We start from the raw sequence: 12,847 nt of genomic DNA, 5'->3' as shown, positions 1-12,847 counted from the left end.
AAATCCCCAGAAAGTGACGATTTGCTTCGAAGCATATTCCGATTACTTTCTGGGGACCCCAAAAATTTGCTCTCATAGCTCAGTAGGTAGAGTGCATCCATGGTAAGGATGAGGTCACCGGTTCGATCCCGGTTGAGAGCTTCCCTACATATGGCCCGTTGGTCAAGGGGTTAAGACACCTCCCTTTCACGGAGGTAACAGGGGTTCGAATCCCCTACGGGTCACCATCTTCTTTCATATGTATTCCCAGATATCTGGAGGCTTAGCTCAGCTGGGAGAGCATCTGCCTTACAAGCAGAGGGTCGGGGGTTCGATCCCCTCAGCCTCCACCATAAATATTGGGGATTAGCCAAGCGGTAAGGCAACGGACTTTGACTCCGTCATGCATAGGTTCGAATCCTATATCCCCAGCCATTTTTCTAAGTAAGAGCCATTAGCTCAGTTGGTAGAGCACCTGACTTTTAATCAGGGTGTCGAAGGTTCGAGTCCTTCATGGCTCACCAGTTTTCCTTGCGCGTGTGGCGGAATTGGCAGACGCACTAGACTTAGGATCTAGCGTCTTTGACGTGGGGGTTCAAGTCCCTCCACGCGCACCATCTATGCGCGGACGTGGCTCAGCGGTAGAGCATCGCCTTGCCAAGGCGAGGGTCGCGGGTTCGATTCCCGTCGTCCGCTCCATCTTAATACGCGCCCTTAGCTCAGCTGGATAGAGCGTTTGACTACGAATCAAAAGGTCAGGAGTTCGAATCTCTTAGGGCGCGCCACTTTTTCAATTTCATATTTCACCTTATTGACGGGATGTAGCTCAGCTTGGTAGAGCACCTGGTTTGGGACCAGGGGGTCGCATGTTCGAATCGTGTCATCCCGACCATCTCTTTAAGGTGCGGGTGTAGTTCAATGGTAGAACTCCAGCCTTCCAAGCTGGTAGCGTGGGTTCGATTCCCATCACCCGCTCCATACATAACAGCAACATCATCGGATAAGATGATGTTTTTTGTTATAATTTTAACCTTATTACCATTGCGGCCTTCCTCCCGGGTATAAAAGTTTTCTATCGACGCCTTATACCCTTGCGTTTTACTGCTTTACCGTGTTAAGGTAAGTAAAGTTGCGACGGAATCGAATCCGCAGTCATAGCGTCCAAGAATTTCTTACAAATTAAGTGAAGATTTTCAGGTCAGTTTGTTGTATGATGTTAGGAAACGCTTGGCGCACGTCATTAGGTCTAACCGACAAAGATCATGACCATGCTGAATTTAGCATGCTGCATTGGGATGAAAAGGGGGAGAAACATGACAGAGTTAACGGTTACCGCAGGTAAAGGCAACTCGAATAACCTGCTTCGGCGCGACATTCGTTTTTTGGGCAATATTCTAGGAGAGGTCCTGGTGCATCAGGGCGGCAATGAGCTCTTGGATATTGTCGAGAAGATACGTGAAGCCAGTAAATCCCTGCGGGCTGTATTTTTACCGGAGTTACATGAAGAGTTTAAGGGAATGATCAATTCTTTAGAACCCGGCATCCGTCATCAGGTGATTCGTGCATTTGCGATCTATTTCCAATTAGTGAATATTGCGGAGCAGAACCACCGCATTCGCCGTAAACGCGATTATGAGCGTTCTGCAGGGGAAGAGGTTCAGAGCGGTACGATCGAGGCCGCTGTCCGCGATTTGAAGGAACAGGGTTTTAGTTATAGCGAAGCTCAGGAGCTCCTGAGCGGCATGTCTCTGGAGCTGGTCATGACCGCCCACCCAACGGAAGCGATGCGCCGTGCGATTCTGGACATCCACAAACGGATCGCTGACGATGTCATGCAGTTGGATAACCCCACGCTGACCTTCCGCGAACGGGAGCAATTGCGGGAGAAGCTGCTTAACGAGGTCATTACCCTTTGGCAGACCGATGAATTGCGGGATCGCAAGCCTACCGTACTGGATGAGGTCCGAAATGGGATGTACTATTTTCACGAAACCTTATTCCATGTGCTGCCTGAGGTTTATCAAGAACTGGAACGCTGCCTGACCAAATACTATCCAGAGCACTACTGGCACGTCCCAACGTACTTGCGCTTCGGCTCGTGGATCGGCGGCGACCGGGACGGGAATCCTTCGGTAACCTCCGACGTGACCTGGGAGACGTTGCGGATGCAACGTAAACTGGCGGTGCGCGAATATCAGCGGATTTTGTCCGATTTGTTCAAGCACCTTAGCTTCAGCACCACCATCGTGGACGTTACGGACGAGCTGATGGCTTCCATTCAGCGGGATCGCCTGCAAGTGACCCTGCGCAAAACGCAGCAATGGAACAACGAGAAGGAACCTTACCGTATTAAGCTGACGTATATGACGGAGAAGCTGCACAATGTTCTGGATGATAGCACAAAGGATACGCCAGAGCGTTATCCAAACGTAGAGGCATTTATCCAGGATTTGAAAATCATCGACCGCAGTTTGCGTCATCACTACGCAGACTATGTGGCGGATACGCATATCAAGAAGCTGATCCGTCAGGCGGAGCTGTTTGGCTTCCATACTGCCACGCTGGATATCCGTCAGCACAGTAAAGAGCATGAGAACGCCATGACGGAAATTTTGGCGAAAATGAATATTGTGGAGAACTATGCCGAGCTGGAGGAGCAAGAGAAGATTCAACTGTTGGAACGGTTGTTAAACGACCCGCGTCCATTAACTTCTCCTTATCAGGATTACTCGGAGAGCACAAGAGAATGTCTGGACGTATATCGTACGGTGTATCAGGCGCAAAAAGAATACGGCACACAGTGTATCACCAGTTACCTGATTAGTATGACAGAGGCGGCCAGCGATATCCTTGAGGTCATGGTCTTCTCGAAAGAAGTAGGCTTGTTCCGTAAAGAAGCGGACGGTACCGTCGTTTGCACGCTTCAATCGGTTCCGCTGTTCGAAACGATCGACGATCTGCACGCCGCACCAGGCATTATGCGTCAGTTGTTCAGCATGCCGATTTACCGGGAGTCGGTGGCGGCGATGAACGATCTCCAGGAAATTATGCTCGGCTACTCCGACAGTAACAAAGACGGCGGCGTAGTTACAGCAAACTGGGAGCTGCGCGTAGCCTTGAAACAAATCACAGCGACGGCCAATGAATTTGGCATTAAGCTGAAATTCTTCCACGGGCGCGGTGGCGCGCTTGGCCGCGGCGGCATGCCGCTCAACCGCAGCATCCTCGTGCAACCGCCGGAGACGATCGGCGGCGGTATCAAGATCACGGAGCAAGGCGAAGTGATCTCGTCACGTTATTCCTTGCGTGGTATCGCGTACCGCAGCTTGGAGCAGGCGACTTCGGCGCTGATCACCGCAGCGATTCAAGCGAAGCTGCATCAAGATCAAGGGCCAAGCGCAGAAGAACAACGCTGGGAAGAGATCATGAGCGGCATTTCCGAGACATCGCTTCAGAAATATCAGGACCTGGTTTTCCGCGAGCCGGATTTCTTGAAGTTCTTCCGTGAGTCAACGCCATTGGTCGAAGTGGGTGAGCTGAATATCGGCTCCCGTCCATCCAAGCGGAAGAACAGTGATCGGTTTGAGGATTTGCGGGCGATTCCTTGGGTGTTTGCCTGGACGCAAAGCCGGTATTTGTTCCCGGCATGGTATGCGGCTGGAACCGGCCTGTATAATTTCTATCAAAATAATGAAGAGAACCTCAAGGTTCTTCAGGATATGTATCAGAACTTCTCGTTCTTCCGCACGGTGATCGATACCTTGCAATTTGCGTTGAGTAAAGCGGACTTGGTCATCGCGAAGGAATACGCCAAGATGTGCAAGGATGATGAAGTGAGGGAGCGGATCCTGGGTCAAATTGAAGAGGAATTCCATTTGACGCGGGAAATGGTGCTGAAGATTTGCGGGATTTCAGAAATTTTCGACAACCTTCCTGGCCTGCAAGAATCAATCCGATTGCGTAATCCTTATGTAGATCCGCTGAGCTATTTACAGGTGCAGCTGTTAACGGAATTGCGGTCTGCGCGTGAAAAAGGGCAGGATGATGCCGAACTGTTACGTGAAGTGCTGCTTACAATTAACGGAATTGCTGCCGGACTCCGGAATACGGGCTGATCCATTATTGGCTCAGGATAGGGATGCCAAGCCAGACCTTCTTCATAAGAAGGTCCGGCTTTTTTGCTGTTGGCTTGGCTGGATGTATTGCATTTTGGGATAAGTTGCTTTAACATTTGAATGAAGTGCCGACGACTGGAAGTACCCTTTCAAGGATTTAATGGTCAGGATTCGGATCAAGGACGACCTATTACATTGCCTTAGACCAAGGGACGAATAGCCGGACAGGCAGGGTACAAGTACCTGAGCCCTTCCAACCGATTTGGGGGAAAATATGGTGGTGGAACATTTCGATGCAAGACTGGTGAAGCTGGCCCGTAAAGGGGATCAGGAAGCCTTCGCCGAACTTGTTGATCTATATAAGGATAAGCTTTATCATCTCGGATACCGGATGCTGTCCAACCGGCACGAAGCGGAAGATGTCGTGCAGGAGACGTTCTTAAGGGTACATAAAAACTGGAACCGCTACGACGATAAACAGAAGTTCTCAACCTGGATTTACCGGATCGCGACGAACTTGTGTATTGACCGACTGCGTAAGCGGAAGCCAAGTTATTACTTGGACGCGGAGATGAACGATCAGGATGGCTTGGACGGATACACTCTGATTCCTGGGGATGAACGGACACCGGAAACGGAATACTTGCTGTCGGAAACGCAGCTAACGATTCATCAAGCGATCGAAGGCTTGCCTGCCAAATATAAGTCGGTGATCGTGCTCCGTTATTTGCAGGAACTGTCGCTGCAGGAGATCAGCGAAGTTTTGGATATGCCGGTGACCACGGTGAAGACGCGGGTTCACCGCGGACGCGAATTTTTACGTAAAAAACTGGAGCATAAAATGCTCTGAAATTTGGGCTCCGCCCGGGGAATTATTTTTTGAAACGAATTCTGCACCATTACGTATTGTAAGGTAGGATGTAGGACGACTATGATCTTAGCCGTGCCTTCCGCATTTCGCATAGATTGATACTACTGAAAGGATTGGCTGATATGGAATGCAAACATGCCTCATCTTTGATGCATGATTATCTGGACGGCGAATTAAGCCGCGACCAAGCCGAACAGCTGAAGCAGCATCTAGACGAGTGTCCGGATTGCCTCAAGGAATTCAGGGAATTGGAACGAACCGAAATGATGTTGTTTGCCACCATCAAGCAGCATAGCAACATCTCGGCTCCCGATGAACTGGTGAACCGGATCATCAGTCAGATTCCAAGTCAACCCAAACAGCAGGCATGGATCCAGTGGATCAGACGCCATCCGGCATTGACAGCGGCAGCAATGTTCTTGCTGGTGATGTTATTCAGCGCGGTATCGCTTTGGGATAGCGACGATCAGCTGGTCGTAAAAGGAGCGGGTCTGGATCAGGTCATCATTCAGGGCGATACGGTCACGGTACCAAGTGACGCCGTGATTGCCGGGAACTTGACCATTGAGAACGGGAAAGCCGAAATCTATGGTGAAGTTCAAGGCAACCTAACCGTAATTGATGGCTCCTATTACCAAGCCTCCACGGCGCATATTTCGGGCGAAGTTAAACAGATCGATCAAGCGCTGGACTGGATCTGGTACCGGATCATCAATACGTTTACGGAAGTCGCCTATAGGTGATCGTAAGGCGATAATGAGTTTTTGGGCGCCCTTCCATCGGGAATTGGCGCTTTTTTTATTTTTTGGGACCAGGTAAAAATTTGCAATCGTTACGAAATGAACCTATTTTTGCTGGACGCTTGCATCTGACATGTGAACGTTATAACCTAGTATTTAGGGGAAACTTATAGAGACAGGCGTGAATGAAGCTGTACATATTGTTTCCTTGTTGGCGGGCCAAACGTCCGCAAGGAACTTTCCGGGGGTCGCAGCATGAACTATTTTGCGAATTTGACTTGGCAGGATACCATTAAGGATGTCATCGATATCCTAATTGTTACCTATATAATATATCACTTGATTTTGCTTGTCCGCGGAACACGGGCCGTTCAGTTGCTCAAGGGAATTTTAGTTCTGGTCTTTATTTGGGCCGTAAGTACCTGGTTCGACTTGTATACGCTGAAATGGCTGATGAATCAAATGTTTACGTTTGGCGTGCTGGCGATCTTCATTATTTTCCAACCGGAGCTTCGACGTGCGCTGGAGCAGCTTGGCCGGGGCAAGCTGTTCGGGCGAAACAGCGCGGACGAGGAAGAGTTTGGCAAAGAGATCGGTGAAATTATAAAAGCCGTGAATTATTTATCGCGCCGGAAGATTGGGGCTCTGATCGTGTTTGAACGCGATACGGGGTTAAATGAATATACCGAATCGGGAATTCCGATGCAGTCGATTATTTCTTCGCAGCTGCTGATCAACATCTTTATCCCAAATACGCCGCTTCATGATGGAGCCGTGATTATTCAAGGCCACCGGATCTCTGCGGCCGCCTGTTATTTGCCGCTGTCGGAGAATCCGTTCATCAGTAAGGAGTTGGGTACAAGGCACCGGGCAGCGATCGGAATTAGTGAGGTCGGAGATGCTGTCTCGATCGTCGTGTCGGAGGAGACGGGGCAAATTTCGCTTGCGATTGACGGTCAGGTCGTCAGGGACATTAACGAGGAGTCGTTGATTTCCAAGCTGTATGCGGAATTAGGTCCGAACTCGCGCACCCAAGACAAGCGCAGCCCGTTCCGTAGAAGGAAGGAGGCCGACAAAAATGGATAAATGGCTAACTCACAACAATTTTGCCAAGGTCCTTGCGCTGGTGTTTAGTATCATGTTGTGGGCGATGGTTCATTTGGACAGCGGGACTCCCGTAGACTCCACTACCTTGGCGCAGTCGCGTTACATCGACAACGTCAAAATCGAAGTGACCGGATTTGACGAGGACAAATACGTTTTGTACGATCTGGATCCCAGCACCGTGCGTATGGAAGTGAAGGGGAAACGGATCGATTTGACGACGAATTTCTCGGATTATAAGGCGAGGCTAAATCTGGAAAATCTGGGACCTGGGACATTTACCCTTCCTTTAACCCATGAGCTTCCTCCTGGGGTCCAACTGGTCTCCATGGAACCCTCCATCGTAAAGGTAACGATTGAAGCGAAGGAAACCCGGACGATTCCCGTGACCATTGTCACGAAAGGGGAGCCGGCCGACGGTTTAGTGCTTGGGACTCCAATTGTTGCCGGGAGCGGCACCGTTGATGTGACCCTGCCGGCGAGTGAGGCGCAGGAGCTGAGCAAAGTCGAAGGTACGGTGGATGTGACGGGACTGAAGGAATCCGTTAAAGGCAAAAGTGTCAAACTGACAGCATATGATAAGCAAGGGATGCCCATGGAGAATGCGAAGATTTCACCTGGTTCCGTGGTTGTAGACATCCCAATCAATAAGCTATACAAAAATGTGCCGATCGAAATACGCAAAACCGGGCAATTACCTTCCGGATACGTCTTAACCGATGTGGAGATTGACGTAGAGGGAGTCGTTCTATACGGTACAAAGGAAGCGTTGGAGGGTATATCCTCCTATCCGTTGACGGTGGATCTAAGCCGTTATAACGGTTCGAATGAGACTAAATACTCGGTGGACTTGACTCCTCCAAAAGGTTTTGAGAAAATCGAGCCGAGCTCTGCCACGATCACATTGCATGTAATGCCGGGAGGACAGAAGCAGCTGGACGACATCCCGATCACGTTGAAAAATGTCGGATCCATGTACGATGTCAAGTGGATCCGGCCAACTGAGCCGAGCTTGAGTCTGACAGTGATTGGGGCCAGCGTGGTGTTGGACGCGCTCCAGCCGGAGAACATTCAGTTGACCGCTGATCTCGCACATCTGGGGGCGGGGACGCATACGATCCCGATTGAGATTAAATTGCCGGAGGGTGTGGCTCTGGCCGACCCGAACACTTCATTGTCCGTGGACGTGGAACTGACGGAGAAAGGAAATCCAACCTCCGGTGTTCCTGTGGAGCATCCAAATCCGTCAGACGGTACACAAAGCCCAGCCGGTAATGGATCATCGCATGGATCGCCATCTCATCAAGAGGATGGAAGCAATGCGACAGACGACGATACCTCAGGGAACGGTAATGGCACGTAACATGAACATAAGCAGACAACGACGAACATAGACCGGTCAGACGCCTCCTGGGAGATGAGGAGAACGGTGCGGTACTGGCAAACAGTTGAAGGAGTGAAATCATGGGGAAGTATTTTGGAACGGATGGCGTAAGAGGAATTGCGAATAAAGAATTAACAGCAGAACTGGCTTACCAGATCGGCCGCTGCGGCGGTTATGTGCTTGCAGGGCAGGTACCTAAGCCCAAGGTTGTCATTGGTATGGATACGCGTATTTCCGGCGTAATGCTGGAGTCTGCGTTGGTGGCGGGGCTGTTGTCGATTGGCGCCGAAGTAATTCGACTTGGCGTCGTGACGACACCTGCGGTTGCTTATCTCACTCGCTTGCTTAAAGCGGACGCGGGCGTCATGATTTCCGCATCCCACAATCCGGTGGAGGATAACGGGATTAAGTTCTTCGGCAGTGACGGCTTTAAGCTGTCGGATGAAACGGAGCTGCAAATCGAAGAACTGCTCGACAAGGCTGTCGACGAGTTACCGCGGCCGATCGGCGGCGACTTGGGGACCGTGACGGTGGACAATGAATCGAAGCTGAAGTACCTTGAGCACTTGAAAACGACGATCAACTCCTCGTTTAAAGGGCTGAAGGTGGTGTTGGATTGCGCGAACGGGGCGGCCTATGAGCTGGCACCAAGATTGTTCCGCGAGCTGGGAGCCGAAGTGCATACGCTGGCAGCTGAGCCTAACGGGCTCAACATTAACGATCATTGCGGATCCACGCATCCGGAGCGGCTGAAGGAAGAAGTCGTTCGACTTGGCGCTCATGTAGGGCTTGCGTTCGACGGCGACGCGGACCGGTTGATTGCGATTGACGAGCTAGGTCAAGAAGTGGACGGCGACTATATCCTGTGCATCTGCGGCGATGCGATGAACAAAGCCGGTAAGCTGAAAGACAGCACGGTTGTCTCGACAGTGATGAGTAATTTTGGCTTCTATAAAGCGGCCAAGAAATTGGGGCTGGCTACCCAGCAAACTTCAGTAGGCGACCGCTATGTTATGGCGGAAATGCTGCGCGGCGGCTACAATCTGGGCGGGGAGCAGTCCGGTCACGTGATTTTCCTGGACTACAATACAACCGGGGATGGCATTTTGACGGCGATTCAGCTGGTCGATACGATGCTGGCTTCCGGCAAGCCGCTTAGCGAGCTGAAGAAGGTCATGAAGCAGTATCCGCAGGTGCTGGTGAACGTTCGCGTACAGGACAAGAGCAAGTTCGCGGGTAACGCTGTGATTGCTGAAGCGATTGCGGAAGTAGAGCAAGAATTGGGCGATAACGGGCGCGTGCTGGTTCGGCCGTCGGGAACGGAATCCCTCATCCGCGTTATGGCCGAAGGGCCGGAGAAAGCGGAGCTGGAGAAGCTGGTCGCGCAAATTGTAGAGGTTGTAGAGAAGCAGTTGGTGTAACGACCTGATTGTTTGGTTCATGATATAGGACTTTGAGAACCGCCGGACGGGTGAGGATGCCTGTCGGGCGGTTTTTGCTAGGGAGAGGGCGTCTGTTTGGCTCTCTTTTTGACGATTATCCCGTTGCATCAGGTTGAGGAGAGGTGAAAAGCAGGTGCAACTTAAGGGCATTAAATGCCTCATTCGGGTGCGTATTCACCCAGATCTGAACGAAAGGGATCATGGTGCAAAGTGTCGGGCGAAAAGGGAAATGAAGGGCCAATAAGGGACATTAGAGCCTTAAGTTCCATTAGGGTACAGGGGGACAAGCTCGACGGGAGAAGGAATTCCCGTTTTTTTCTAGGCCAATAGGGTAAAAAACACGGTTCGACGAATCAGGACAAGATGATCATTGCCAAATCGTGTGAAGGTGCATATAATTAAGCATATTCGAGCAGAGAAAGTGAGGGTAGTTAGGTTTACCGGATTTTAAGCGCCAGAACTTCATTGTGCGCGTTTCGTTTGGACCGATTTAGGAAATCGGCGCGAGATCAAGGGAACGTTGTTGAGAAGCAGGGGCGGAAGGCTGGCTTGCAGCGACAACGGTGAATCCTTGAGGCGTTATTATCGGTTCAAGCGTACGGCAAAGCGAAGTTGACGAGGTGGAGGTGTTCGGAATGTTCGGCGGGGGCCTCCCGGTGCTGCATCGCACCGTAACCGTATCGGCAAAAGGATGGGGCGACCTTTCCCACAAACCGTGCGGGCAGATGGATAATCACATTCATAGATCGTTCATGAATGTACGTAAGCAAGTGACGCGGAAAGAGCCGCGGTAGACGGAGCAATCTGGACATTCGTGAAAAAATGAATGAAAGTTGCGTAACGTTTGAGTGATGATCAATCTGTTGATGATTGGTTGGATATATTTTTTTACAATTGAATAGTTCTGTCTCGGTGTACCGCGTAAGGCTTCTTCCGTGTTTCATTTCTTACGGCCAAAAAACCATCTTGTAAGAATGAAACGGAGGATAAATGATTATGTGTGGTATTGTTGGATACATTGGGAATCGGGATACGCAGTCGGTGTTGCTTGAGGGATTAAAGAAACTGGAGTATCGCGGGTACGACTCCGCAGGGATTGCTGTGTTTACGTCGGAGGGTCTGAAGATTGCAAAATCGCTCGGCCGTCTGGCGAACCTGGAATCCAAGCTGGAGGATGCACCGCTCAAGGGTTCGGCCGGGATTGGTCACACCCGTTGGGCTACGCACGGCAAACCGTCTGACGTGAATTCTCATCCGCATACCGATCATACCCAGAAATTTTCGGTCGTGCATAATGGGATCGTCGAAAACTATCTGGAATTGAAGGAAGAGCTGATCAGTCAAGGGTATGTCTTTGTTTCTGAAACGGATACGGAGGTCATTTCCCATCTGGTCGCTCGCGAGTATCAAGGCGATATCGTGAAGGCGGTTCAGAAGGCGATCAGCTATATGCGCGGCGCTTTTGCACTTGGGGTGCTGACGGAGTATGAACCTGACAAACTGGTGGCTGTCCGTCAAGCTAGCCCGTTGATCATTGGTCTTGGCGAAGGCGAGAACTTTATCGGCTCCGACATTCCTGCGTTGTTGAATTACACGCGGAACGTCTATATTTTGAACGATGGCGAGATGGCGGTGCTGACGAAGGATTCTGTCGAACTGATGACCATCGAAGGGAATTTTATTTCTCGGGAAATGATTCGTGTCGATTGGGACGCTGTCACCGCGGAAAAAGGCGGGTTCGATCATTTCATGCTGAAAGAGATCCACGAGCAGCCGAAGGCCTACCGGGACACGATGCTGGGCCGCATCGACGAAAGCGGACGCAAAGTCGTGTTGCCTGGCTTGAAACTGACGGACGAGAAGATCCGCAGCCTGAGAGCGATTCATATCGTTGCTTGCGGTACGGCTTATAACGCCGGTCTGGTCGGCGGGACGGCGATCGAGCAACTCGTACGCATTCCGGTGATGACGGACGTCGCTTCGGAATACCGTTACCGCTCGCCGTTGATTACGCCGGATACGCTCGTGATCGTTGTCAGCCAATCGGGCGAAACGGCCGATACGTTGGCAGCACTGCGTGAAGCGCAAGCAAACGGTGCTCATGTGCTGGCGATCACCAACGTGGTTGGCAGCTCGATTGCCCGCGATGCAGACGATGTGATCGCTACGCTCGCTGGTCCGGAAATCGCCGTCGCTTCGACGAAGGCGTATACGTCCCAGTTGATTGCCTTTTACCTGCTTGCTCTGTACATGGCTCAGGTTCGCGGTACGCAAAGCGAAGATCAAGTGGCTCATGTGATTGCGGCCATGCAGTCGCTGCCGGAGCAAGTGGAAAGCATGCTGGCTCAAGCCGATGTGGTGAAGGCTTATGCAGAGCAGATCGCGAGCAATGAGCATCTGTTCTTCATCGGTCGCGGTCTCGACTATTCCGTCGTGCAGGAAGGTTCGCTGAAGCTGAAGGAAATTTCCTACATTCACTCTGAAGCGTACGCTGCCGGTGAGTTGAAGCACGGCACCCTGGCCTTAATCGAAGAAGGCGTTCCGGTGATTGCGCTGGCAACCCAGGAATCTGTGCTGGAGAAAACCGTCAGCAACATCAAGGAAGTCAAAGCGCGTGGCGCAGAAGTCATGGCGATCACGCACGAGGAGCATGTGCCTGACCTGCTGAAGTCGGTTGACCAAGCGCTGTCCATTCCGAAGACGCTGCCGCTGCTGACACCAGCGCTGTCCGTCGTACCGCTCCAATTACTCGCTTACTACGCTTCCCTGGCTCGCGGCAATGACGTCGACAAGCCACGGAACTTGGCGAAGAGCGTGACGGTGGAGTAAGAGGAAATAAAATTGGTGCTATCTATAACAAGTAATTAAAGTCGCCACAAGGATTGTGAAGTCGATCTAAAGATTATGGAGTCGGTATCAAAAAGCCTAGGAAACTCAGAGTCACTCCTGAGTTTTCCTTGGCTTTTTTCATTTTTGTTGCTGTGATCCCTAGCTAATCCCTTGTTTATTAATTTTCTCCAGTTTTCCAACAACACCATTATCCGAATTCATCATTTCACTGGTTTTCGCATGTTAATCCACTATGATTCTTATCACTCGTGATGAAACCGGAATTTAAGACGAGAAGATACAAAACTAAGTGCGGCAAAGAGTTTCTCGGATTTTTCGTAGTTTTTTACGATGCAATCTTAACGAAAATATCCCGTAATCTG

The 12,847-nt window shown here is 50.8% G+C and carries 7 protein-coding genes and 10 tRNA genes; all 17 read left to right on the top strand.

Features of this window, described 5'->3' with window-relative positions:
* The first annotated feature begins 68 nt into the window (after nucleotides 1-68).
* The 17 genes from POTG_RS19430 (at nucleotide 69) to glmS (ending at nucleotide 12,464) form a co-directional block, all read left to right on the top strand.
* Nucleotides 69-141 (top strand) — tRNA-Thr (locus POTG_RS19430).
* 11 nt (nucleotides 142-152) lie between these two features.
* Nucleotides 153-227 (top strand) — tRNA-Glu (locus tag POTG_RS19425).
* A 29-nt stretch (nucleotides 228-256) separates the two neighbouring features.
* A tRNA-Val gene (locus POTG_RS19420) sits at nucleotides 257-332 on the top strand.
* A 7-nt stretch (nucleotides 333-339) separates the two neighbouring features.
* Nucleotides 340-414: transfer RNA gene (locus tag POTG_RS19415), tRNA-Gln, on the top strand.
* Between the two features lie 13 nt (nucleotides 415-427).
* Nucleotides 428-503 (top strand) — tRNA-Lys (locus POTG_RS19410).
* 9 nt (nucleotides 504-512) lie between these two features.
* A tRNA-Leu gene (locus POTG_RS19405) sits at nucleotides 513-596 on the top strand.
* 7 nt (nucleotides 597-603) lie between these two features.
* Nucleotides 604-678: transfer RNA gene (locus POTG_RS19400), tRNA-Gly, on the top strand.
* Between the two features lie 9 nt (nucleotides 679-687).
* Nucleotides 688-764, top strand: a tRNA-Arg gene (locus tag POTG_RS19395).
* Between the two features lie 30 nt (nucleotides 765-794).
* Nucleotides 795-871, top strand: a tRNA-Pro gene (locus POTG_RS19390).
* Between the two features lie 12 nt (nucleotides 872-883).
* A tRNA-Gly gene (locus POTG_RS19385) sits at nucleotides 884-957 on the top strand.
* A 335-nt stretch (nucleotides 958-1,292) separates the two neighbouring features.
* Nucleotides 1,293-4,094 carry a phosphoenolpyruvate carboxylase gene (gene ppc / locus POTG_RS19380; protein WP_009226543.1) on the top strand — a complete coding sequence of 934 codons (2,802 nt, stop codon included), beginning with the start codon at nucleotides 1,293-1,295 and terminating at the stop codon, nucleotides 4,092-4,094.
* A gap of 274 nt (nucleotides 4,095-4,368) precedes the next feature.
* Complete coding sequence (gene sigW / locus POTG_RS19375; RefSeq protein WP_009226542.1) at nucleotides 4,369-4,944, top strand: RNA polymerase sigma factor SigW; 576 nt, start codon at nucleotides 4,369-4,371, stop codon at nucleotides 4,942-4,944.
* A gap of 143 nt (nucleotides 4,945-5,087) precedes the next feature.
* A complete protein-coding gene (locus POTG_RS19370; protein WP_036646335.1) occupies nucleotides 5,088-5,708 on the top strand; it encodes a zf-HC2 domain-containing protein in 621 nt (206 codons plus the stop codon).
* A 252-nt stretch (nucleotides 5,709-5,960) separates the two neighbouring features.
* A complete protein-coding gene (gene cdaA, locus POTG_RS19365) occupies nucleotides 5,961-6,791 on the top strand; it encodes a diadenylate cyclase CdaA (RefSeq protein WP_009226540.1) in 831 nt (276 codons plus the stop codon).
* Nucleotides 6,784-8,172, top strand: a complete 1,389-nt coding sequence (locus POTG_RS19360; protein ID WP_009226539.1) for a CdaR family protein — start codon at nucleotides 6,784-6,786, stop codon at nucleotides 8,170-8,172. The genes cdaA and POTG_RS19360 overlap by 8 nt, the downstream gene beginning before the upstream one ends.
* Before the next feature lie 101 nt (nucleotides 8,173-8,273).
* Nucleotides 8,274-9,614 carry a phosphoglucosamine mutase gene (gene glmM, locus POTG_RS19355; protein WP_009226538.1) on the top strand — a complete coding sequence of 447 codons (1,341 nt, stop codon included), beginning with the start codon at nucleotides 8,274-8,276 and terminating at the stop codon, nucleotides 9,612-9,614.
* A gap of 1,017 nt (nucleotides 9,615-10,631) precedes the next feature.
* Nucleotides 10,632-12,464 (top strand): glutamine--fructose-6-phosphate transaminase (isomerizing), encoded by a 1,833-nt coding sequence (gene glmS / locus POTG_RS19350; protein ID WP_036646334.1) that lies wholly within the window; start codon nucleotides 10,632-10,634, stop codon nucleotides 12,462-12,464.
* Nucleotides 12,465-12,847: the final 383 nt, after the last annotated feature.

The organism is Paenibacillus sp. oral taxon 786 str. D14 (genome assembly GCF_000159955.1).
Classification (GTDB): Bacteria; Bacillota; Bacilli; order Paenibacillales; family Paenibacillaceae; genus Fontibacillus; species Fontibacillus phoenicis.
This window is presented reverse-complemented; position numbering and strand designations above follow the sequence as displayed.